This window comes from Ligilactobacillus equi DSM 15833 = JCM 10991 (assembly GCF_001435735.1).
GTDB lineage: Bacteria > Bacillota > Bacilli > Lactobacillales > Lactobacillaceae > Ligilactobacillus > Ligilactobacillus equi.
Genome location: NZ_AZFH01000166.1, coordinates 42,583 through 65,298, shown reverse-complemented (window position 1 = coordinate 65,298; position 22,716 = coordinate 42,583). Strand labels below are relative to the sequence as shown.

The 22,716-nt window shown below is 40.4% G+C and carries 20 protein-coding genes and 1 tRNA gene; 18 read left to right on the top strand and 3 right to left on the bottom strand.

Features of this window, described 5'->3' with window-relative positions:
- Positions 1–76: 76 nt before the first annotated feature.
- Positions 77–460 carry a ribonuclease HI family protein gene (locus tag FC36_RS09160; RefSeq protein ID WP_025021522.1) on the bottom strand — a complete coding sequence of 128 codons (384 nt, stop codon included), beginning with the start codon at positions 458–460 and terminating at the stop codon, positions 77–79.
- A gap of 112 nt (positions 461–572) precedes the next feature.
- On the opposite strand from FC36_RS09160, the gene FC36_RS09155 reads away from it, so the two are divergent.
- Positions 573–950 carry an EbsA family protein gene (locus FC36_RS09155; RefSeq protein ID WP_056986865.1) on the top strand — a complete coding sequence of 126 codons (378 nt, stop codon included), beginning with the start codon at positions 573–575 and terminating at the stop codon, positions 948–950.
- Between the two features lie 115 nt (positions 951–1,065).
- Positions 1,066–2,724 carry a formate--tetrahydrofolate ligase gene (locus FC36_RS09150; RefSeq protein ID WP_025021520.1) on the top strand — a complete coding sequence of 553 codons (1,659 nt, stop codon included), beginning with the start codon at positions 1,066–1,068 and terminating at the stop codon, positions 2,722–2,724.
- A gap of 48 nt (positions 2,725–2,772) precedes the next feature.
- On the opposite strand, the gene FC36_RS09145 is transcribed toward FC36_RS09150, so the two are convergent.
- Entirely contained in the window at positions 2,773–3,657 is an 885-nt protein-coding gene (locus FC36_RS09145) for a YitT family protein (protein WP_025021519.1), read from the bottom strand.
- Between the two features lie 128 nt (positions 3,658–3,785).
- On the opposite strand from FC36_RS09145, the gene dapB reads away from it, so the two are divergent.
- The 14 genes from dapB (at position 3,786) to hslU (ending at position 17,187) form a co-directional block, all read left to right on the top strand.
- Positions 3,786–4,571 carry a 4-hydroxy-tetrahydrodipicolinate reductase gene (gene dapB / locus FC36_RS09140; protein WP_023859501.1) on the top strand — a complete coding sequence of 262 codons (786 nt, stop codon included), beginning with the start codon at positions 3,786–3,788 and terminating at the stop codon, positions 4,569–4,571.
- Entirely contained in the window at positions 4,571–5,767 is a 1,197-nt protein-coding gene (locus tag FC36_RS09135) for a CCA tRNA nucleotidyltransferase (protein ID WP_023859502.1), read from the top strand. The genes dapB and FC36_RS09135 overlap by 1 nt, the downstream gene beginning before the upstream one ends.
- Before the next feature lie 108 nt (positions 5,768–5,875).
- Entirely contained in the window at positions 5,876–7,762 is a 1,887-nt protein-coding gene (locus tag FC36_RS09130; protein WP_056986864.1) for an ABC-F family ATP-binding cassette domain-containing protein, read from the top strand.
- Between the two features lie 8 nt (positions 7,763–7,770).
- Positions 7,771–8,730 (top strand): thymidylate synthase, encoded by a 960-nt coding sequence (locus FC36_RS09125; RefSeq protein ID WP_025020475.1) that lies wholly within the window; start codon positions 7,771–7,773, stop codon positions 8,728–8,730.
- An 11-nt stretch (positions 8,731–8,741) separates the two neighbouring features.
- Entirely contained in the window at positions 8,742–9,251 is a 510-nt protein-coding gene (locus tag FC36_RS09120; RefSeq protein WP_023859505.1) for a dihydrofolate reductase, read from the top strand.
- A complete protein-coding gene (locus FC36_RS09115) occupies positions 9,244–10,107 on the top strand; it encodes an SGNH/GDSL hydrolase family protein (RefSeq protein ID WP_082614608.1) in 864 nt (287 codons plus the stop codon). Before FC36_RS09120 ends, FC36_RS09115 begins: the two co-directional genes overlap by 8 nt.
- A gap of 4 nt (positions 10,108–10,111) precedes the next feature.
- On the top strand, positions 10,112–10,735 hold the full coding sequence (locus FC36_RS09110) for a YpmS family protein (protein ID WP_338086214.1): 624 nt from the start codon (positions 10,112–10,114) through the stop codon (positions 10,733–10,735).
- A 7-nt stretch (positions 10,736–10,742) separates the two neighbouring features.
- Positions 10,743–10,958 carry a YozE family protein gene (locus tag FC36_RS09105; protein ID WP_023859508.1) on the top strand — a complete coding sequence of 72 codons (216 nt, stop codon included), beginning with the start codon at positions 10,743–10,745 and terminating at the stop codon, positions 10,956–10,958.
- A 13-nt stretch (positions 10,959–10,971) separates the two neighbouring features.
- Positions 10,972–12,408: a S41 family peptidase gene (locus FC36_RS09100; RefSeq protein ID WP_035187840.1), complete on the top strand. Its 1,437-nt coding sequence runs from the start codon at positions 10,972–10,974 to the stop codon at positions 12,406–12,408.
- An 84-nt stretch (positions 12,409–12,492) separates the two neighbouring features.
- Positions 12,493–13,575, top strand: a complete 1,083-nt coding sequence (locus tag FC36_RS09095) for a M42 family metallopeptidase (RefSeq protein ID WP_056986863.1) — start codon at positions 12,493–12,495, stop codon at positions 13,573–13,575.
- A 164-nt stretch (positions 13,576–13,739) separates the two neighbouring features.
- Complete coding sequence (murI, locus tag FC36_RS09090) at positions 13,740–14,525, top strand: glutamate racemase (RefSeq protein WP_025020473.1); 786 nt, start codon at positions 13,740–13,742, stop codon at positions 14,523–14,525.
- 93 nt (positions 14,526–14,618) lie between these two features.
- Positions 14,619–14,691 (top strand) — tRNA-Thr (locus FC36_RS09085).
- Between the two features lie 506 nt (positions 14,692–15,197).
- Positions 15,198–15,740: an ATP-dependent protease subunit HslV gene (gene hslV, locus FC36_RS09080; protein ID WP_025020472.1), complete on the top strand. Its 543-nt coding sequence runs from the start codon at positions 15,198–15,200 to the stop codon at positions 15,738–15,740.
- Between the two features lie 13 nt (positions 15,741–15,753).
- Entirely contained in the window at positions 15,754–17,187 is a 1,434-nt protein-coding gene (gene hslU / locus FC36_RS09075) for an ATP-dependent protease ATPase subunit HslU (RefSeq protein WP_056986862.1), read from the top strand.
- 52 nt (positions 17,188–17,239) lie between these two features.
- On the opposite strand, the gene plsY is transcribed toward hslU, so the two are convergent.
- Positions 17,240–17,860, bottom strand: coding sequence for a glycerol-3-phosphate 1-O-acyltransferase PlsY (gene plsY / locus FC36_RS09070; protein WP_023859435.1), 621 nt, complete (start codon positions 17,858–17,860; stop codon positions 17,240–17,242).
- 173 nt (positions 17,861–18,033) lie between these two features.
- Between plsY and parE the strand changes: the two genes are divergently transcribed.
- Entirely contained in the window at positions 18,034–20,073 is a 2,040-nt protein-coding gene (parE, locus tag FC36_RS09065) for a DNA topoisomerase IV subunit B (protein ID WP_025020471.1), read from the top strand.
- Between the two features lie 11 nt (positions 20,074–20,084).
- Positions 20,085–22,526, top strand: a complete 2,442-nt coding sequence (gene parC / locus FC36_RS09060) for a DNA topoisomerase IV subunit A (protein ID WP_025020470.1) — start codon at positions 20,085–20,087, stop codon at positions 22,524–22,526.
- Positions 22,527–22,716: the final 190 nt, after the last annotated feature.

The following is a 22,716-nucleotide window of genomic DNA, read 5'->3' as shown; positions in this document are numbered from 1 at the left end:
CAGAGAACGTAAGGTTCAACCTTACAAGCCCCTCTCTTTAGAGAGGGGTAGTTGACAAGCTAGAGAAACTTTTCCTTTATTTAAGGGCCTGGAGTGCGAGGTTGTGAGCGCCTTGGTTTTCTTTTTCAGGAAGCCATTGGTTCACAAGTAAGTTAAATTGGTCGCAGGCTTGGCAGAGTTCGTGGCATAGGTCAGGATAAGATTTGCTATAGTTTTTATTAAGTGAATCAATCACGATTTGGCTATCAGAATAAAAGAAAACCGGCTTGGTAAGTCCGAAACGAGCCCGACACTCTTTTAAGCCTGTGAGAGCGGCGAGAAACTCGGCTTGGTGGTTATCGCTAACATCCGGTAAAGGAAATTTGAGTTGAATTTGTTGGCCGTTATCAACTAAAAGTATGCCAGCGGCACTTTGTTGGCTGTGGGGGTTGGTAGCAGCATCGGTATATAATTTGACCATTGAAAACCCTCCTTTGAACGATGTTTTTTTAATTATAACACGAAAATTTTTTAAGATTTTAAAAATTGTGGCGAACTTTTTCCGCTATAATGGAAGTGAGGTGAAAATAATAATGAAGAAATATTATTATCAACCCAATATTGCAGTCAGTGTTATTTCTTGGTCCTACACAGCGATTGTTTTTCTAGTTGCGATGTTGTTGTGGCTGGAGATTACTGTCTTGCAAGTTTGGACTTTTCTAGTACTTGCGATATTCTTATTTTTAACTGGAGTGCAAATCTGGCGCCGGCGGGTGGAAGTCACGGAAAAAGGATTGATTTTTCGCAGTGTGATTTCTTTCAACGATGTGGCTTTAGGATGGAAAAAAATTCATGAGATGGAATATCGGCATCATCAATTGATTATAAAGACGAAATTTAAGGAATATAAATTTTTGTTTGGCCGGAAAGCGGGACAAGAAATCTTGGAAAAGTGGTATCAAGTCCGATAAAGTTCGTATTTACTTTGTTTTTTATTGAAAAACGATAATATTTGGAAACGATGATGACAAAAAACGAAAAATACGTTATACTGACTGTATTAAAAAATAGGAGGTGCATGTCCCTATGAAGGATATTGAAATTGCACAACAAAGTAAGATGGAACCGATTGTTGAAGTCGCTAAGCGCGCCGGTTTAACCGCAAGTGAAATCGAACAATACGGTGACTATAAGGCTAAAATTAAGTTGCCTTTAGCGTCTCGTCCGAAGACCAAAGAAAAATTAGTCTTGGTAACAGCCATTAATCCTACCCCAGCTGGTGAAGGTAAGTCCACGGTGACCGTGGGATTAGGGGATGCGTTGAGTCTTTTAGGCAAGAAAGTCATATTAGCTTTGCGAGAACCTTCCTTAGGCCCAGTTATGGGAGTTAAGGGGGGGGCCACAGGTGGTGGTTATTCTCAAGTTGTGCCAATGGAAGATATCAATTTACACTTTACCGGTGACATGCATGCTTTAACGACAGCCAATAACACCTTGGCAGCTTTAATTGATAATCACATCTACCAAGGTAATAAATTAAATATTGACTCTCGTCGTGTTATTTGGAAGCGAGTTTTAGACATTAATGACCGTGCTTTACGTCAAGTTATCATTGGTTTAGGTGGTCCTTTACAGGGGGTACCACGCCAAGATGGTTTTGATATTACGGTTGCCTCCGAATTGATGGCAGTCTTATGTTTATCAGCAGATTTAGCAGACCTCAAGCGCCGGATTGGCAATATTGTGATTGGTTACACGGTTGACCGCCAACCAGTCACAGTGGATCAATTAGGAGTGACTGGCGCAATTGCGGCGCTTTTAAAGGATGCTATCAAACCCAATTTGGTACAAACTTTGGCCCACACTCCAGCAATTATCCACGGTGGTCCTTTTGCCAACATTGCCCACGGTTGTAACTCCGTTTTAGCTACTAAGACGGCCTTGTCACTTGCGGATTACACTTTAACGGAGGCTGGTTTTGGTGCTGATTTAGGGGCTGAAAAGTTCTTAGACATTAAGACCCGTGTCTTAGGCAAGACACCAGACACGATTGTAATTGTAGCTACCGCGCGCGCCTTGAAGATGAATGGGGGTGTAGCCAAGAGCGACTTGGAAAATGAAAATGTGGAAGCCGTGAAGCGTGGTTACGTCAACTTGCAACGTCATATTCAAAATATGCAAAGTTACAATGTACCAGTGGTAGTGGCCATCAACAAATTTGCTTCCGATACGGTTGCTGAATTGCAAGCAATCCAAGACTTGGCAACCCAAGACGGAGTTGCTGCTATTGTAGCCGATGTATGGGCTCAAGGTGGTCAAGGAGCTCTAGACTTAGCTAGAAAAGTACTGGAGACTACGGAAGAAGTTCGGGCTTTCCACGAACTTTATGCGGCTGATGATGATTTAGAAGTTAAGATTGACAAAATTGTTAAGAAAATTTACCACGGTGCCGGCGTGGAATACTCAGCGAAAGCTAAACGTCAAATACAAACCTTCAAAAAAGAAGGTTGGGATAAATTACCAGTCTGCATGGCCAAGACCCAATATTCTTTTTCAGATGATGCCAAGTCCTTAGGGGCACCAGAAGGTTTCACTGTTCATGTGCGGGAATTAGTACCAAAATTAGGTTCACAATTTATTGTGGCTTTAACAGGTAACATTTTAACTATGCCAGGTTTACCAAAGGTACCAGCGGCTGACAATATTGAAGTCGCGGATGATGGTACGATTTCTGGTTTATTCTAAAAAGTAGCGAAAAACTCCTTTTGCTTTTGCAAGAGGAGTTTTTACAATCTAACGATTTTTCTTTTGACCGGGGAGCCAATAAGTGAAGCCTTCCCCCGAAACATTGGTTACATCGAAGACTGAGACAAAAGCCTTAGGGTCGATATGGGAAACAATGTCGCGCAAAAACTGAGCTTCATGAGCGGAAACAACACAGTAGAGGGCTTGACCATCTTGTTTCGAATAAGCACCTTGACTTTTTAGGAAGGTTACTCCGCGATTCATTTCAGCTAAAATTGTGTCGGCAATTTCTTGATTATGGGCAGACATAATGATGAAACCGTGGCCAGTATAGGCTCCTTCTTGGGTGAAGTTAACGACTTGAGCAAAAACGTAAGAGGCTAAGAGGGTGTACATCATCTTACGCAAATCAATGTAAGAAAGTGATGCAGTTAAAACGATGGTATCAAAGACTAAGAGAGACTGCCCCATAGAAATACCACGATGTTTTTCTAGAATCCGGGCGACCACATCCGAGCCCCCGGTTGTTCCACCGAAACGGTAGGTAATTCCGGAACCAAACCCGCCGACTAATCCTGCCAAAACCCCAGAAATAAAGAGATCATGATGGATGTTGATTTCGAAGGGGAGTCTTTGCCAAAGCCAAATCCAAGCAGACAAAGTGATGGTTCCCCAAACAGTATAGATTAAAGCTCGGCGTCCGAGAAACTTATAACCAATAATGATTAAAGGAATGTTGATGGCTAAAGTTGAGATGGCCGGGTCAAGGTGAACTAAATGATATAAAATCAAGGTGATTCCGGTGACTCCTCCTTCAGCTAGTTGATTAGCCATGTTAATTTTAACGAAGCCTAAAGCGTAAATTCCGCAACCCAAGGTAACCATCAGTAGGTCGATGATGGTTTTGAGAGGGCTTTTTTCTTGTATAATCATAAAAAGAACTCCTTTTCGAAGTATTTAAACAAAATAAGCATACCACGCTTGGAGTGGGAATTGTAGGTGCCGGCCAGAAAAATTTATGTTAAAATGTAATCAGATTTATAAAAAAGGAATGAGAGAGTATGGTTAAAGTCTTAGTTGCTGGTTTTAAAGGTCGAATGGGTAATACGACCGTTCAAATGGTCTTAGAACATGCTGATTTTGAGTTGGTAGCAGTTTATGACCCGATGGCAAGTGAAAAAAATTTAAATGAAAACCCAGCTTACGCACAAACCGATGTTCCGGTTTTCAATCAATTAGTTGATATCGATACAAAAGCAGAAGTTTGGGTCGATTTTACCCGTCCCGACTCTGTGTTTGAAAATGCCCAATACGCTTTACAACATGGCATTAGTCCGGTAATTGGGACAACTGGTTTGCAAGATGATCAAGTAATCCAATTGCAAGCTCTGGCCAAGCAAAAAGGTGTTGGTGGTTTAATTGCACCCAACTTTGGGATTTCAGCAGTTCTCTTGATGCAATTTGCGCAAAAGGCCGCCCAATATTTACCTGATGTAGAAATTATTGAAATGCATCATGATAACAAATTAGATGCGCCATCAGGAACTGCAATTAACACAGCTAAAATGATTGCTGAAGTGCGTCAAGCACATAAGCAAGGTCACCCAGAAGAAAAGGAAACTTTAGCCGGAGCGCGGGGTGCCGATTATGAAGGTATGCGGATTCATGCGGTACGCTTACCGGGTTATGTGGCTCACGAACAAGTTTTATTTGGAGGTAAAGGGGAAGCTTTGACCATTCGTCAAGATTCCTTTGACCGGATTTCCTTCATGAGTGGGGTCGCAGTTGCCATTGAGAAAATTCGCGCTTATCAAGAATTAATGGTTGGATTGGAAAACTTACTCTAATGCAAGTTAAAGAATTACCAGTCCAATTCCAAGCGGCGTTACCGATTTTGGAAACCATTCAAGCAGCCGGATTTGAAGCCTACTTTGTAGGGGGGAGTGTACGCGACACGCTCTTAGGTTTGCCCATTCATGATGTCGATATTGCTTCTAGTGCCTACCCTCAAGAAATCAAGGCACTTTTTCAAAAGACGGTTGATACCGGAATTGAACATGGAACCGTCATGGTTTTAGATCATGGTCAAGGCTATGAAATTACAACTTTTCGGACCGAATCAACCTATCAAGATTTTCGACGGCCAGATAAGGTGGAGTTTGTTCGTTCATTAGAAGAAGATCTTAAACGCCGGGATTTAACTATTAATGCCCTAGCCATGGATGCTCAAGGTCAGATTGTTGACCTTTTTCATGGTTTGGAAGATTTGGATGCTCAAGTCATTCGGGCAGTCGGAGATGCTAGTGAACGTTTCCATGAAGATGCCTTGCGTATGATGCGGGCAGTGCGTTTTGCTAGTCAGTTGGACTTTAGTTTGGAAGCAGAAACCGCCCAAGCTATTGCAGTTAACGCTCCTTTACTTGAAAAAATTGCTGTTGAACGAATCCATGTCGAGTGGATTAAGTTGATGTTAGGTAAGAACCCTGCGCGTGGGTTAGCCAGTTTGGTAGCAACCAAGCTGTACCAATTCTGTCCAAGTTTTGCCAAGCAAGCACCCGTCTTTGACCGTCTAACCCAGTTAGAATTACAGCTTGATGATGAGGCTCAAGTTTGGACTTTATTAGCTTATTTAATGGACTTAGATGTCAAACAAACAAATATGCTTTTACGACAATGGAAATCCTCTAAAGATTTGATGGGCCAGGTTGTAACAGCTTTGACAGCTTTACGGGCCATTACTCAAAATTCTGTGGACCAGTTCGTCTTATACGCTACCGGTCCCAAGGGTTTAGCGACAGCTAGTCAAGTGGCTGTCCAATTGGGATTTAAGATTGATTTGAAGCAATTACAAGCTAGTTATGCGGCCTTACCAATCAAATCGAAAAAGGATTTAGCGGTAGATGGTGGTATCCTTATTAAGGAAGCGGGCATTAAGCCGGGCCCAGGCTTAGGAAAAATTTTAGCTTTTCTAGAAAAAGAGGTTCTCTTGGGGCGGCTACTCAATGAGAAAACTACGTTGTTAGCGGCTTTAGCTACTAAATAAAAGGTGAGAGTCAGGAGTGAATTCTTGGCTCTTATTTTTGGTCAAAGGACAGAGATAATGTTATAATAAGAGCAATAATTTTTGATAAAATGAAAAGAGTGAGATAGAATGCAAACCTTACGGGTAGAAAATTTAACCAAAACTTATGGTGAAAAAACTTTATTTGAAGATGTCAATTTCATCATTAACGAGGGTGACCGCATTGGTTTGATTGGTACAAACGGTTCAGGTAAGACCACAATGCTAAATGCTTTGGCTGGTCTAGACCCAGCTGATAGTGGAGAGCTAATTGCTCCAAATGACTACACCATTGGTTACTTGATGCAACAACCAGTTTTGGATGAGGATAAGACCATTCGTCAAGCTATCTTTGACGGGGCGGGTCCGGTTTTTCAAACGATTCGTCGTTATGAGGAAGTGTTAGCTAAATATAGCGCTAATCCTGAAGATGAAAAATTACAGGCTCAATTTGATAAGTTATCCAGGGAAATGGACCAAGAAGATGCCTGGAACGTGGAAAGTAATATTGCCACGATTTTAAGCCAGTTACATGTCAATGATATGGACCAACAGATTGGGATTCTTTCTGGGGGCCAAAAGAAGCGTGTTGGGATGGCCCAGGTTTTAATTCAGGCACCTGACCTTTTAATTTTGGATGAACCAACTAATCATCTGGACTTCGATTCGATTAAGTGGCTTGAAGAATATTTACAGTCCTATAAGGGAGCTTTGTTAGTAGTAACCCACGATCGTTACTTTTTAGATCAAGTAGCCACGCAAATTTTTGAATTGTCTTTTGGGAAACTTTATGCTTACACCGGTAACTACGAAGATTTTGTACAACAAAAAGCTGAACGGGTCGAAAGAGAAATTACGGCAGAACACAAACAAAATCAGCTTTATAAAAAAGAATTAGCTTGGATGCGAACGGGGGCTAAGGCTCGTTCTACTAAACAACAAGCACGAATTAATCGTTTCAATGATCTCAAGGAGAACCTTCACACCTTGCAAGTTGATGGCAAAGTGGATATTAATTTGGGCCAACAACGTTTAGGTAAGAAAGTTCTTGAATTTCAAGATGCGACTTTGACTTTAGGTGATCATCCGATTATCAAAAACTTTAATCTTCTAGTTCAGGGAGGACAGAGAATTGGGATTACTGGGGTTAACGGTGCAGGTAAATCTTCCTTTCTTAATGCTTTAGCAGGTGAAATTAAACTGGACTCCGGTCTTCGAATTCAAGGAGAGACGGTGCGCTTAGGATACTATCGGCAACAAACCGAAGAGATTCCGGAAGATAAGCGAGTAATTGCCTACCTAGATGAGGTGGGTCAGGGTGTAATTGGTGCTGACGGTGAACGAATTTCAACCACGAGCTTACTGGAACAATTTCTCTTCCCAAGGTTTATGCATGGTACTTTGATTCGTAAGCTTTCCGGAGGGGAAAAACGACGTCTCTATCTTTTGAAGTTGTTGATGGAACAGCCAAATGTCTTACTCTTAGATGAACCAACAAATGACCTGGATATTGGGACTTTAACGGTTTTAGAAGATTACCTGGATAATTTTAATGGTACGGTTATCACCGTTTCTCACGATCGTTACTTCTTAGACAAGGTAGCTGATAACCTTTTGGTTTTCCAAGGGCAGGCACAAATTGACCATTATAATGGGCTCTTTACAGAATACCTCGCTAAGACTTTGAATACTAGCAAGAAGAAGCCAACTAAGGTTAAGGTGGCAGTGACGGAAGAAGTAGCAGAAAAAGCGAAAGTTAAGACCAAATTAACTTATGCCGAACAGATTGAATACGATAAATTAGAGGGTGAAATTGAAGCTTTGGAGGAAAAACAAGCCCAGCTTCAAGCAGAAATGGAACAAACCCCAGGAACCGACTACGGAAAACTAGGAGAGCTTCAGGCACAAATTGATGACCTGGAAGTTCAAAGTTTAGAAAAAATGGAGCGTTGGGAAGAACTCAGCCAGTATGTATAAGGAGAGATTTGATGAGTTTAGAAGAACCATATCTACAATTAATCCGCGATGTTTTAGATCACGGATATGATAAAGATGACCGGACTAATACTGGAACGAAAAGTTTATTTGGTTATCAGATGCGTTTTGACTTGAGTCAAGGTTTTCCCTTGTTAACTACCAAGAAAGTGGCTTTTGGTCTAATTAAAAGTGAATTACTATGGTTCTTAAAAGGTGATACTAATATCCAGTATTTACTTAAACATAAAAACCATATTTGGGATGAGTGGGCCTTTAAAAATTGGGTAGAGAGTCCTGAGTATCATGGTCCTGACATGACCGATTTTGGCTTGCGTGCCCAAACAGATGTAGATTTTAACCAAGTATACCAAGCTGAAAAGGTAAAGTTCTGTCAAAAAATTGTAGCTGATGATGACTTTGCCCAAAAGTATGGGAACTTAGGGGATGTTTACGGGGCTCAGTGGCGGCAATGGAAAACAAGTCAAGGTGAAACTATTGATCAAATCAAAAATGTAATTAATGATATTAAAACTAACCCCAATTCTCGGCGCTTAATTGTGACTGCTTGGAATCCAGAATCTGTACCAACAAGTGCTTTACCCCCTTGTCATAGCCTTTTCCAATTTTATGTGGCCAATGGTAAGCTATCATGTCAACTTTACCAAAGAAGTGGTGATATTTTCTTAGGAGTACCGTTTAATATAGCTTCTTATGCTTTATTAACACACCTTATTGCTAAAGAATGTGGCTTAGAAGTTGGAGAATTTGTACACACTTTAGGAGATGCTCACATTTACAAGAATCATATTACCCAGGTGCAGGAGCAATTAGGGCGCACACCAAGTGAGAAGATTCCACGATTGTGGTTAAACCCCGACAAACAATCTGTTTTTGATTATGATGTCAAAGATATCAAGGTTAAAAATTACGATCCAGCCCCTGCTATTAAAGCACCGGTGGCGGTTTAAGGAGGAATTGAATGTTAATGTTTGTGTGGGCAGAAGATAAAGCTCATAATATTGGTTACCAAGGTCACCTACCTTGGCATTTACCAGATGATTTAGCATATTTTAAAAAAGTTACTATGGGGCATCCCATGATTATGGGGAAAACGACCTTTGCTTCATTTCCTAAGCTTTTGCCAGGGAGACTTCATGTGGTTTTAACTCACCAAAAGGATTTAGGTGTTGAGTCAGACCAATTAATTTTAGTTCATAATTTTGTGGAGCTCCAAGCCTGGATTAAGGCGCACCAAGATCAAGAAATCGCAGTTATTGGTGGTGCAGGACTGTTTGAACTTTTAAAAGACCAGGTTGAGATTTTGCATAAAACTGAGATTCAAGGGGTCTTTCCTGCTGATACCAAGATGGTGGCACTGGACTATGATCAATTTGAAGAAATTAGTCGGACGCCAGGTGTTGTGGATGCTAAAAATCAGTATGCTCATGATTTTGTGGTCTACCAACGGAGGAAAGAAGTTTATGAATAAGTTATCTAAAAGTATGGTCATACTTTTGATGGGAGTGTGCTTTTGGTTAGCTTTTAATTTACCAGTGCGGATAGCTGAAGCCAAGACAATTAACTTGGTTGCTGTCGGAGATTCTTTGACTTATGGGCAAGGTGATACCCACCATAATGGAGGCTATGTCGGCTTGATTAAGCAGGATTTAGACAAAAAGCAAAAAGCTAAGGTTAAGACACAGAATTTTGGTAAGGTGGGTGACCGCTCAGATCAAATCATGACGAGAGTCAAGAATAGCACCAAAATTCAAAAGGCCTTGGCACAGGCGGATGTGATTACCATGACCGTGGGTGGAAATGATATGATGAAGGTAATTCAAGATAACTTCATGTTGATGCTGACAGATCAATTAGATGGGGTTATGCCCAAGGAAAAAAAGAGTTATCAAAAAAAATTGCAAGCTTTAATCAGGACCGTGCGATACTACAATCCTAAAGCGCCAATATTCTTGTTTTCAATCTACAATCCTTTTTATGTTTATTTTCCAACGATTCAAGATTTACCTAAATACACAGCTGATTGGAATGATATTGCTTTAGAGCAAGCGGAAAATGATGGTAATATTTATTTTGTTGATATTAATGACCGTCTTTCTCAAGGACAGTATCTCAATAAGGATCAAACACAGCTCAAGAAAGAATCGCAACTTGATTTAAATAAAACTTCATCGACTAAAGTGGAGAAGATGTTGGCAGATGAAGAAGAAAAAAATGATTATCTTTCGAGTGATGATCACTTTCACCCCAACGATAAGGGGTACCGTTACATGACAAGTCGACTCTATAAGGTTATGATAAAGCATAAGAAAACGTGGATGGGGTGAAAAAGTGGAAAGACAAAATATGCAAGTGAAAAAGCAAACTGTTAATTTTTGGAAATGGGCCTTTATTATTTTAGTAGCTACTTTGTTTTTGGTAAGTGGGACTGTAATCTCTAAAGTAATCACTCCAAGTGAAGCTCAAGTAAAAATGGAACAAACCAAGCTACCGACAAATGATTATACAAAAATCGACGTTTCGATGGACAAAAAGCAGCTTCAAGCGACTATTAATTACTATCTTCGTCAAAGTCAAAAGAAACAAAAGATTAAGTATCGGTTTATTTTAAATGATTCAGCTATTTTAATGGGAACGACCAAGGTTTTGGGAAAAAACATTTCTTTTTCACTTTACACCATTCCTAAATTAGATAAGAATGGTAATATTGTGTTACAAGCTAAGTCTGTAGCAGTGGGTTCTTTAAATGCACCGGCAAGTTTTATCTTAGGATATATCAAAAATAATTATGACCTTAGTAAAGGGGTTACGATTAATACCAAGAAAGCAACGTTAACGTTAAATTTGAACCAATTTACCAAGAAACAAGGTATTGTGCTCAAAGGTAAGCAGCTTGATGTACCAAATAATAAGTTCTTATTTGAAGTTAACATCCCACTGGATTCAATTAAGTAGGTGAAGTATGCGTAGTCAAAGTTTTTACCAATATCTTATGACCTTGCGAAATCCGCATGCTCATGATGAAATTTCTCAGTTTGCCAATAATGCTTTTTTTGACCAGGCTTTTCCGAAACAAGCGCGGACTTATGAAGAAGTTTCGGAATATTTAGAATTAAATGCCGGTTATCTCCCAAGTATGACCATCTTTGATGAGGTCTGGCAACAATATCAACAGTAAAGAAGGATAAAATATGGCAGCAAAACCACAGAAAATAAAGCGGAGTTACCAACTTAAGCACTTGATTTTAACTGGTATTTTAGGCTTATTGTTGGGTGGAGGGTTAATGTTTGGCCTTGTCCGTCACCAACTTCAAGTCGCCAACGACGCTTACCGCTCTTTGGGTAAGGTCGCAACCGTTTACCAAACGCTTTACTACAATTATTATAAGAAAGTTCCAAGTTCTAAATTAGAGCAAGGAGCTATCGACGGGATGATTGAAAGTTTAGATGATCAATTTACGGAGTACCTCAATAAAGCAGAGACGGAAAGCTTGAATAATACCATTGATTCGAGTTTTTCGGGGATTGGAGCACAAGTTCAAAAAGCTGGTGAATATATCAAAATTTCTTCAGCTATTACTGGTACCCCAGCCCAAAAAGCCGGGTTAAAGACTGACGATATCTTATTAAAAGTTAATGGAAAGTCAGTTAAAGGACAAGCTTTAGATAAAGTAGTTACTAAAATTCGAGGAAAGATTGGCACTAAGGTTACCGTAACTATCAAGCGGGGCGACCAAGTATTTAACAAGACATTAACGCGAGCAAAGATTCCAATTCACACGGTCAATGCTAAGCTTATAAAAAAAGACGGTCACAAAGTAGGTTACTTAGAGGTGACAACTTTCTCTACTAATACAACTAAGGAATTTAAAACTGCTATTAAGAAATTACGTAAGCAAGGAGTAAGTGCCTTTGTAGTTGATATGCGTAATAACCCTGGTGGGCTAATGGACCAAGCTTTATCCATGTCTTCCATGTTCTTGAAAAACGGACAAAAGATTATGCGGGTCAAAGATCGTAGTGGTAAGGTCGAAACTTATACCGCTGGCAAAAAATTTGACAAGGGCTTTAAAGTGACCGAACCAACTGTCATCTTGGTCAATGGGAACTCAGCGTCCGCAGCTGAAATTTTCTCTGCCGCCTTGAATGAGTCAGGGCATATCAAGTTGATTGGTGCTAAGACATACGGTAAGGGGACTGTGCAAACAACGCAAGAATTTAAAAATGGCACTGAATTGAAGTTAACGATTGCTAAATGGCTAACAGCTAATGGTACTTGGATTCACAAGAAAGGTATTGAGCCAGATATTAAGGCAGATTATCCAGAAGTAGCTTACTTGGCTTTCATTGATACCACAAAGATCTATAAGGAAGGGCAAGTTTCTAAGCAGGTTAAAACTTTACAGATGTTCCTCAAGTACTTAGGATACTTTAATGGCAAAGCTAATGGCTACTATGGTCAAGATACTAACGCGGCCGTTCAAAAATTTCAAAGTGAAAATGGTCTCGATGTAAACGGCCAAGCTACTAAAGCAACAGTTACAAAAATCGAAGAGAAAGTTTCTCAAAAGCTTGGTGATACTGATCCAGCTTATGATGAGGCTCTGAAAACAGTAGTTCAAGAGTAGATGGAAAAGTCCTCAGTTTGAGGGCTTTTTTGCTGAAAATTGTGTTATAATGTGCTTTGTAAATGATTAGAAGAGGTGGAGTAAATGGAAAAAGCAGCTCAAATTCAAATGTTAAAGGATTTTTCCAATGCCAATGCGATTCCTGGTTTTGAACAAGAATTTGTCGAAATGTTTGTCGATAAAGTTAAAGATATGGCAGATGTGGAAATTGATGGGATGCTAAACGTTTATGCAAGTAAGAAAGAAAATCGTGGGAATCGGCCGGTTATTCAACTTGATGCACACTCTGATGCGGTGGGATTGATGACTCAAGCTGTGCGTCCTAACGGTTCTTTGAAATTTGTTCCGGTAGGTGGCTGGGTTAAATACAATTTACCAGGACTCAAGGTCAAAATTCGTAACAAGGAAGGTCAATATGTTCCTGGAGTGGTAGCGACTAAACCCCCTCATTTTATGACTGCGGCAGAAAAAAATAGTTTACCTGAAATTGCTGATATGCAAATCGATGTGGGTTCATCAAGTCGCCAAGAAACGATAGAAGATTTTAAAATTGACACTGGCTGTCCTATCTTTGTTGATGTTGACTGCGATTACAATGAACGAACGGGAGTATTTTTTGGTAAAGACTTCGATGATCGTTTTGGTGCAGCCGTGATGGTAAATCTTTTAGATGAATTAAAAGGTCAAGAAACCAACTTCGACGTAGTTTGTGCCTTGTCTTCCCAAGAAGAAGTTGGCTTACGAGGAGCCTACGTGACGGCTCGTAAGATTAAGCCTGAGGTGGCGATTGTTTTAGAGTCTTGCCCAGCTGACGACACATTTGAACCTGAATGGCTATCACAAACCGGTATGAAACGAGGACCGATGTTACGTGATATGGATACGACCTTTATTCCTAACCCTATTTTCCAACAATATGTCTGTGATTTAGCTGACCAAAATGGCATTCCTTACACTCGTTCAGTGCGGACTGGTGGAGGACAAGACGGTGCAGCTATCTACTATGAAAATGGGGCGCCAACCATTGTGATTGGTATTCCGGTGCGCTATGAACATTCGGCTTATTGCTTTGCTTCCTACCATGATTACAAGGCATCGTTAGATTTAGCTTTGGCTTTAATCAGAGATTTAAATCAAGAAAAATTAGCCTCTTTTAAATTAGGTTAATGTCAACAGAACCATCATTAAAATTGCGGGTTTTTCGCTCTAAATAATAAATGATTCACTTAACGGTGAGTCATTTTTGCTTGCTTTAAAGTTAGAATGTCAGTAAAATAAAAGACAGAATTACTGAATTATAAAGTAATCAAAAGAAAGAAGTAATCAAAATTATGAATGAACAACAAAAAAAGCCCATTGGTTTTTTTGATTCGGGTGTGGGAGGCATCAGTGTCCTTAAAGAAGCGGTCAAACTCATGCCTCAGGAGGATTTTATTTTTCTTGGAGATTCTAAAAATGCTCCTTATGGGACACGGACTACGACGGAAGTCCGTGCTTTGAGTGAAAAAATTGTTCAAGATTTTCTTACCCAAGATGTTAAGGCTATTGTGATTGCCTGTAATACCGCTACAAGTGCTGCAGCTCAATATTTGCGGGGGAAGTATCCTGAGATTCCCATCATTGGCTTAGAACCAGCGCTCAAACCGGCGGTAAAACACGAGCAAGGGGGGGATGTGGTGGTTATGGCTACCGAGTTAACCTTGCGAGAAAAGAAATTTTCTGATTTAGTTGCACGATTTAAGGACCAAGCCACCATTCACCGATTACCAGCGCCTGATTTAGTAGAATTAGTGGAAGCTGGTAAAACTCAAGCGCCAGAAACCAGAGCTTACTTAGCTAATATATTAGCGCCTTACTTACCTAAAATGGATAGTTTGGTTTTAGGATGTACCCACTATCCTTTTGTCAAACCACTCTTACGTGAACTGGTAGGCCCAGAGGTGGAAATTATTGATGGCGGAAAGGGTGCTTCCCAACAACTTAAGCGTCAATTAGCTAAACGTGGTTGGTTACGGCCGGAAGGTGCCCAAGGTTCGGTGACTTTTCAAAATAGTAATCCAGATCCCTGTGAAATTGCATTGAGCCAAGCGCTCTTTACCATGGACCTAGGTCACTAACTTAATAAAAAGATATTTTTCCTAAAAAATTCTTGACCAATAATCATAATGATGCTAAACTATAGTAGTTGATGGAAAGAGATTAATCATCATGCTTGTTTAGCTCAGTTGGTAGAGCAACGCACTAGTAATGCGTAGGTCGAAGGTTCAAGTCCTTTAACAAGCATTTTTATATGCAGTTAAAGATAGTTAAAACCCGCAAAATATTGATTTTGCGGGTTTTTTGTAATTAAAAATAATTAATCATCTTAAGCTTGTTGACTCTAATTCAGACTATCGATTGCTTTGGAAATTAGCTTGTGTCATTCTTTGCTTGAAATTTATCAATTAGCTAAGCATACTGACGAGTAGTAGTGGTCGTATTAGCATGGATAAACCGTTTACAAATTATACATCTAATAATTTTAAGTATTCGGATTTGGCTTCTCAGTTTTCATTTTGCCTAATTTTCTGAAAAAGTAAGCTGATGATTCGAGTTGGCCAGTTCTAAATAATTGTTAAGACCATCTAGCACCTAAAAATAAAGTGAATATGGTAAAAGCGAATTGATAGTTAAATTTCTTAAAAAATTAATTACTTGACGAAGTTTGACCTTTATTAGAAAATATAAGTTAAGAAAATGTTTACACTTTGAGAAACATGGATTTTTGATTGAAAGATGAGGAAATTAAGATGCCAGTATCATTTCATGCAACTACCATTTGTGCCGTGCGGCATAACGGTCATACCGCAATGGCGGGGGATGGCCAAGTAACTATGGGAGAAAAGGTAATTATGAAAAATACCGCCCACAAGGTTCGCCGGATTTACAATGGTCAAGTAGTGGTAGGTTTTGCCGGTTCTGTGGCTGATGCCTTTAACTTAGAAGAACGTTTTGAAAAAAAATTAAATGAATTTAGTGGTAACCTACAAAGAGCAGCCGTCGAATTGGCTCAAGAATGGCGTAGTGACCAAGCTTTACAAAAATTAGAAGCCTTGCTAATTGTGATGGATAAAGAAGAAATTCTTTTGGTTTCTGGTTCTGGTGAAGTAATTGCTCCGGATGACGATGTTTTAGCCATTGGTTCAGGCGGTAACTATGCTTTAGCAGCGGCTAAGGCTTTGACTAAGCATACTACCCATATGTCAGCTAAGGAAATTGCAGAAGCTGCCATTAATATTGCGGGAAGTATCGATATCTTTACGAACCAAAATATTATTTCTGAAGAATTATAAGCGAGGTTAAAAAATGCTAGCAAGTGATAAAACTCCCAGACAAATAGTAAATGAATTAGATAAATACGTGGTTGGTCAAGACCAAGCTAAAAAAGCAATTGCGGTAGCTTTGCGTAACCGTTACCGGCGCATGCAATTGCCGGTGGATATGCAAGAAGAAGTGACACCTAAAAATGTTTTGATGATTGGACCAACTGGGGTTGGGAAAACTGAAATTGCCCGTCGTTTGGCTAAAATTGTTCATGCTCCCTTTGTTAAGGTTGAAGCAACTAAGTTTACAGAAGTTGGTTATGTCGGCCGCGATGTAGAATCTATGGTTCGTGATATGGTTGAAGTAGCTTATAAAATGGAAGAAGAAGAGAGCTTCAAAAACGTCCGTAGTCAAGCAACTTCTAAAGCTAACAAGCGTTTGGTGAAGCTTTTGGTACCTGTTAAGAAAAAGGAAACTAAGGCGAATGACCAACTGAACTTTACCAAGATGATGCGTGATTTACAAAATGGTAACTTTGCTGATTACCTAAACCAAGCTGGTTTGAATGGGCAAGAAGAAAACCCGAATGATGTGACCGATGAAGTGCGTAATGAACGTTTGAACGTCAATGAGCAGTTGCAAAAAGGTCTTTTGGAAAATACCGAAATTACCATCGATATGGACGATCCGGCTCAAGCCCTTCAAGGTCAAAATGACATGTTAGGCCAAATGGGCTTAGACCTTAATGCCCTAGGTTCCATGATGCCTAAACGGCGTGTGAAGCGGACGCTGACGGTCAAAGAAGCCCGTGAAGTATTTATTCGTGAAGAATCAGAAAAGATGGTTAACGCTGCTGATTTAGCTGACGCTGCCATTCAGCGAGCCCAAAACACTGGGATTATCTTTATCGATGAAATTGATAAGATTACTTCAAAATTAAAACAAAACGCCGGGGAAGTTTCTCGTGAAGGGGTTCAAAGAGATATCTTACCAATCGTGGAAGGTTCCCAAGTTAAGACCAAGTACGGTTTGGTGAAGACCGACCACATGCTCTTTATTGCTTCTGGGGCATTTCATGAAAGTAAACCGAGTGATTTAATTGCCGAATTGCAAGGACGTTTCCCTATTCGGGTAGAATTAGAAGATTTAACAGCTCAGGACTTTATCCGTATCTTGACAGAGCCTAAGAATGCCTTGATTCGTCAATATGTGGCTTTGATTGGGACGGATAATGTCGATGTAACCTTCACTAAGGAAGCGGTGGAAAGAATTGCGCAAATTGCCTTTGATGTTAACCATGAAACAGAAAATATTGGGGCACGGCGTTTACACACGATTTTAGAAAAGCTCTTGGAAGACCTCTTGTTTGAAGGGCCTGACATGCAGATGGGTGAAATTACCATTACTGAAGCCTACGTTGATGAGAAAGTGGGCAAGATTGCTGGTGACAAGGATTTAAGTCGTTACATTTTGTAATAATCGCAAAGAGCACCACTCCTTTGATTTGACAGGAGTGGTGCTCTTTGTTTTAAGCATTCTTTTTCTTTTTAAGGTAGTAAACTAAGCCAAAAGGCACGAGGTTTTCTTGTCCAGAGAAAATCCTTTTCAAGTTACTAAAGTGGCGATAGTAAATGAAGATGGTTAAAACGACAGCAACAGTGGTTAAAATCCAATCATTAAAGAAGAAGGTAATTACAGTGACGATAGTAAAACCTACCATACTGGCCACTGAAACCATACTTGATAATAAAAGGACGGTTAAGAAAATAATCCAAGCTAAAAAGAAGAAGGGAGGGTTGTAGACTAGAAGCACCCCGACGCTAGTTGCGACCGCCTTGCCTCCTTTGAAACCGGCAAAAATGGGGAAAACATGGCCGATGATGGCGCCTAAACCAATTAACATGGCATTAGCTTGGGAGTGAAACATTAAAGGAAGTAGTCCAGCCACTGTCCCTTTGAACATATCCATAATCAGGACAATCGTCCCAGCTTTTTTTCCTAAGACGCGAAAGGTATTGGTAGTTCCCATGTTACCAGAACCAAAATCACGCGGATCCTTGTGGTAGAAAATTTTCCCAATCCAAACGCCAGAAGGGATGGATCCGATTAAGTAGCTCAAACAGAGCATTATAATAATTTGTATATCCATAAAAAATATCCTTTACAACAACTTAATTTTGCATAACAGTCTTATTTTAGCATTTATTTAGGATTTTGAAAATATGCTAAAGAGGTTTGACTTAGACTTAACTTTTGCGGTATGATTAATTATCGAAAAGACGTTCATCTTAGTGAACGAAAATGAAAGGGCTGAAAATATTAATGGTAAAAAATCCAAATTATGATGATAATTCCATTCAAGTCTTGGAAGGGCTTGAAGCGGTGCGCAAACGGCCCGGAATGTACATCGGCTCAACTGACAGCCGGGGATTACACCACTTAGTTTATGAAGTGGTTGACAATGCTGTTGATGAAGCTTTATCTGGTTATGGAAAAGAAATTAATGTTACGATTCACGAAGATAATGCTATAACAGTTTCTGATTATGGTCGTGGAATGCCCGTGGGGATGCACGCTATGGGGATTCCTACGGTTGAAGTTATTTTTACGGTGCTCCATGCTGGAGGAAAATTTGGTCAAGGAGGCTACAAGACTTCTGGTGGTTTGCATGGAGTTGGTGCGTCAGTTGTTAACGCTTTATCAACGCGTTTGACAGTTAATATCGTTCGTGATGGCATTGAATATCAAGAAGATTTTACCGATGGTGGTAAACCAGTCGGCACCTTGCGAAAGTTAGGTAAGACTAAGCGGCCTAATGGGACTACGGTGACTTTCAAACCGGATGATAAGATTTTCTCAACTACGAAATATAACTATGATACCTTAGCGGAACGTCTGCGGGAATCAGCCTTTCTTTTAAAGGGAGTTAAAATTACCCTCAAAGATGAACGTGGTGAGGGCAACGAAGATGTTTTCTTGTTTGAAGAAGGGATAAAAGAGTTCGTTGCTTACTTAAATGAGGATAAAGATGCCTTAGGGGAAGTTTTATATTTTGAAGGTGAAAAGGATGGTGTGCAAGTCGAAGTTGCTGGTCAATATAATGATGGTTACTCTGAAAACATCATGTCCTTTGTTAACAATGTGCGCACCAAAGATGGTGGGACACACGAAGCCGGGATGAAGTCTGGCTGGACCAAGGCTTTCAATGACTATGCGCGTAAGGTTGGTCTTTTAAAGGAAAAAGATAAGAACTTAGAGGGAACTGATGTCCGCGAAGGTTTAGCAGTCGTGGTTTCGGTGCGGATTCCCGAAGAAATCTTGCAATTTGAAGGTCAAACTAAAGACAAATTAGGTACCCCAGAAGCTCGTGCGATTGTCGATGCTTTAGTTAATGAACAATTAAGTTACTATCTTATGGAAAATGGGGAATTTGCTCAAGAATTAGTGCGTAAGTCTATCAAGGCCCGTGAAGCCCGAGAAGCTGCCCGCAAAGCCCGGGATGAAAGTCGTTCTGGTAAGCGTAAGAAAAAGACGGAACGTAATTTATCTGGAAAATTGACGCCGGCTCAATCCAAAAATGCTAAGAAAAACGAATTATTCTTGGTCGAAGGGGATTCCGCCGGTGGTTCGGCCAAGCAAGGTCGGGATCGGAAGTTCCAAGCCATTTTACCTTTAAGAGGTAAGGTCTTAAACACCCAAAAGGCTAAGTTACAAGATATTTTAAAAAACGAAGAAATTAACACTATGATTTACACCATTGGTGCGGGGGTCGGACCGGAGTTTGAAATTGCCGACGCTAATTATGATAAAGTTATTATCATGACCGACGCAGATACTGACGGAGCCCACATTCAAACCCTCCTATTGACTTTTTTCTACAAGTATATGCGTCCTTTAATTGATGCTGGTCGGGTCTATATTGCTTTGCCACCTCTATATCGGGTACAAAAGACCGTTAAAAAACAGCTGATAACTAAGTATGCCTGGACAGACGATGAGTTAGAGGTTGCTCAAAAAGAAATGGGAAAAGGCTATACGGTGCAACGTTACAAAGGTTTGGGAGAAATGAATGCTGATCAGCTCTGGGAAACAACCATGAATCCTGAAACGCGGACGCTTGTGCGGGTGAAAATCGATGACGCAGCTATTGCGGAAAAACGTGTGACCACCTTGATGGGTGATAAGGTAGAGCCACGGCGCAAGTGGATTGAAAAAAATGTCAAGTTTACTCTAGAAGAAGATGGCAGTTTGTTGGATAATGCCGTGGCCGCTGGTGCACACGGAGAAGTTAGTCAAGATGATGTTGAACAAATCCAACTTGATGTTTTGGGTCAGTTTAGTGATGACCTTAATGAAGGTTAGGGAGGAATTGGATGCCAAGTAATATTCAGGAATTATCTTTAGAAGCTGTGATGGGAGAACGGTTTGGCCGTTATTCAAAATACATTATCCAAGAACGGGCTTTGCCAGATATTCGCGATGGGCTAAAGCCGGTTCAAAGACGGATTTTATTTGCGATGAATGAAGATGGTAATACTTTCGATAAGTCTTTCCGAAAATCTGCTAAGTCCGTCGGAAATGTCATGGGTAATTTCCACCCTCACGGTGATAGCTCGATTTATGACGCAATGGTACGTTTAAGTCAAGATTGGAAGTTGCGGGAACCCTTGATTGAAATGCACGGGAACAATGGTTCGATGGACGGTGATCCTCCAGCTGCTATGCGGTATACGGAAGCTCGTTTGTCTGAAATTTCCGAGGAAATGTTACGCGATATTGAAAAGAAAACGGTCGACATGGTCTTGAACTTCGATGATACTGAATACGAACCAACTGTGTTACCAGCACGTTTTCCTAACCTTTTAGTTAATGGAGCCACAGGAATTTCAGCGGGTTATGCGACGGAAATTCCAACCCATAACTTAGGTGAAACGGTGGCGGCGACCATTTATCTTATGGATCATCCCCAAGCTAGCTTAGAGGAATTGATGGAATTTGTTAAAGGTCCAGATTTCCCAACAGGAGGGATTTTACAAGGTTTAGATGGGATTAAGAAAGCCTACCAAACCGGACGAGGACGCTCTATTTTACGGGCCAAAACTGAAATAGAAAGCCTTCGGGGAGGTAAGGAGCAAATTGTTGTTACTGAAATTCCTTATGAAGTTAACAAGGCCCTGTTAGTTAAGAAAATTGATGAATTACGGCTTTTGAAGAAGGTTGACGGTTTAGCTGAAGTCCGGGACGAAAGCGACCGTCAAGGCTTACGGATTGTGATTGAGCTTAAGAAAAATGCGGAAGCCCAAGCCATTTTAAACTACCTTTTCAAGAATACGGATTTGCAAATTTCTTACAACTTCAATATGGTGGCCATTCACAACAAGCGTCCGGAGCACGTAGGTTTAAAGACTATCTTGCAAGCTTATCTGGAGCATCAAAGGGATGTAACTCGAAAACGAACTGCCTTTGATTTAGAAAAGGCTCAAAGTCGCCAACATATTGTAGCGGGGCTAATTAAAGCCTTGTCTATCCTGGATCAAGTGATTAAAACTATCCGTGCTTCTAAAAACAAGAAAGATGCGCGTGAAAACTTGAAGACAACATATGACTTTACCGAACGTCAAGCCGAAGCCATTGTTTCCTTGCAACTTTATCGCTTAACTAACACAGATGTGACTGCCCTGGAAAAGGAAGCTTACGATCTAGCCCAAGCTATTGCTGGTTACGAAAAAATCTTAGCCAATGCTATGGAACTTGACCGAGTGATTAAGCAAGAGTTAGAGGCGATTGCCCAAAAATATGAGTCGCCTCGGAAAACTAAGATTGAGAAAGAAGTTGCGCAAATTAAGATTGCCACCCAAATATTGGTGGCTCAAGAAGATGTGAAGCTTTTGGTTTCTCAACAAGGTTATGTCAAGCGTTCATCACTTCGGTCGTTTAAAGCTACGGGGGCAGCAGACAATGGTTTGAAAGATGACGATCAAGTTATTTTGAATCAAACCGCCAATACTCGTGATCACCTTCTAATTTTCACCAATTTGGGGCATGTGATTTATCGACCGGTTCACGAAATTAAGGAGGAACGTTGGAAGGACACTGGAGAACACCTTTCCCAAAGTGTAGGTTTAGCAGCTAATGAATTAGTGATTTATGCCCGCGTCTTTACGGATATAAATCAAGCAGGGAACCTGGTCTTTGCGACGAAAAATGGGATGATTAAACAAACCGCCTTAATTGATTTAAAACCAGGACGGACCTACCGCTCGCGGGCCGCGGTCTTCATGAAGCTTAAGAATGAAGACGAAGTCATTTTAGCTCAATATGTGAGTCCTCAAGAAGGAGATTTGCAGGTCTTTTGTGTCAGTCATGGAGCTTATGGTTTAGCCTATTCTTTAACGGAAGTACCAGTGATTGGTGCAAAAACGGCCGGTGTGAAATCTATGGACTTACGCGACGATTACCTAGCTGCTGTACTCTTAGTCAAGGCCGGCGACGTTTTAGGTTTACTTTCTAGTCGCGGGGCCTTTAAGAAGATGAGTGTCGATTTAGTTGAGCCAAGTAGTCGTGCACGGCGTGGTTTACAAATTTTCCGTGAACTTAAGAAGAACCCACACCGGATTTTATTAGCGACGGTGTTGCCGTCTGAAGTGACGGGCTTAACGGTGACAACTGATCTAGGCTTAAAGGTTATGATTGATCCAAATATCTTTAAACTGGGTGATCGTTATTCCAATGGAAGTTATGTCATTGACGTTGAAAGTCAGGGACAGGCGTTTTCATGGGAAAAAGTGGTTGCCAAAGCGGAAAAAGACGAATAAAATGAAGAAGGTTAAGTTTTCTCAAAGGAGATTTAGCCTTTTTTATTTGAAAAATATTGAGAAAAATCTGGAAAAAGGTAGATTTTTTCTGAAAATAGCGGTAAACTATTAGGGTTTGAAAAAGTTAAATTATTAGATTCGAAAGGAGAAAAAGCGTGTCTTCAACCTTCTTGAAGCGCAAAAATAAACC

Excerpts from the sequence above, each read along its gene's own strand:
- plsY (WP_023859435.1), bottom strand. The coding sequence starts at position 17,860 with ATGGATATACAAATTATTATAATGCTCTGTTTGAGCTACTTAATCGGA.
- FC36_RS09160 (WP_025021522.1), bottom strand. The coding sequence starts at position 460 with ATGGTCAAATTATATACCGATGCTGCTACCAACCCCCACAGCCAACAA.
- FC36_RS09095 (WP_056986863.1), top strand. The coding sequence starts at position 12,493 with ATGGAAAAAGCAGCTCAAATTCAAATGTTAAAGGATTTTTCCAATGCC.
- FC36_RS09120 (WP_023859505.1), top strand. The coding sequence starts at position 8,742 with ATGTTAATGTTTGTGTGGGCAGAAGATAAAGCTCATAATATTGGTTAC.
- dapB (WP_023859501.1), top strand. The coding sequence starts at position 3,786 with ATGGTTAAAGTCTTAGTTGCTGGTTTTAAAGGTCGAATGGGTAATACG.
- parE (WP_025020471.1), top strand. The coding sequence starts at position 18,034 with ATGGTAAAAAATCCAAATTATGATGATAATTCCATTCAAGTCTTGGAA.
- FC36_RS09105 (WP_023859508.1), top strand. The coding sequence starts at position 10,743 with ATGCGTAGTCAAAGTTTTTACCAATATCTTATGACCTTGCGAAATCCG.
- parC (WP_025020470.1), top strand. The coding sequence starts at position 20,085 with ATGCCAAGTAATATTCAGGAATTATCTTTAGAAGCTGTGATGGGAGAA.
- hslU (WP_056986862.1), top strand. The coding sequence starts at position 15,754 with ATGCTAGCAAGTGATAAAACTCCCAGACAAATAGTAAATGAATTAGAT.
- murI (WP_025020473.1), top strand. The coding sequence starts at position 13,740 with ATGAATGAACAACAAAAAAAGCCCATTGGTTTTTTTGATTCGGGTGTG.
- FC36_RS09115 (WP_082614608.1), top strand. The coding sequence starts at position 9,244 with ATGAATAAGTTATCTAAAAGTATGGTCATACTTTTGATGGGAGTGTGC.
- FC36_RS09150 (WP_025021520.1), top strand. The coding sequence starts at position 1,066 with ATGAAGGATATTGAAATTGCACAACAAAGTAAGATGGAACCGATTGTT.
- FC36_RS09135 (WP_023859502.1), top strand. The coding sequence starts at position 4,571 with ATGCAAGTTAAAGAATTACCAGTCCAATTCCAAGCGGCGTTACCGATT.
- FC36_RS09130 (WP_056986864.1), top strand. The coding sequence starts at position 5,876 with ATGCAAACCTTACGGGTAGAAAATTTAACCAAAACTTATGGTGAAAAA.
- FC36_RS09100 (WP_035187840.1), top strand. The coding sequence starts at position 10,972 with ATGGCAGCAAAACCACAGAAAATAAAGCGGAGTTACCAACTTAAGCAC.
- FC36_RS09155 (WP_056986865.1), top strand. The coding sequence starts at position 573 with ATGAAGAAATATTATTATCAACCCAATATTGCAGTCAGTGTTATTTCT.
- hslV (WP_025020472.1), top strand. The coding sequence starts at position 15,198 with ATGCCAGTATCATTTCATGCAACTACCATTTGTGCCGTGCGGCATAAC.
- FC36_RS09145 (WP_025021519.1), bottom strand. The coding sequence starts at position 3,657 with ATGATTATACAAGAAAAAAGCCCTCTCAAAACCATCATCGACCTACTG.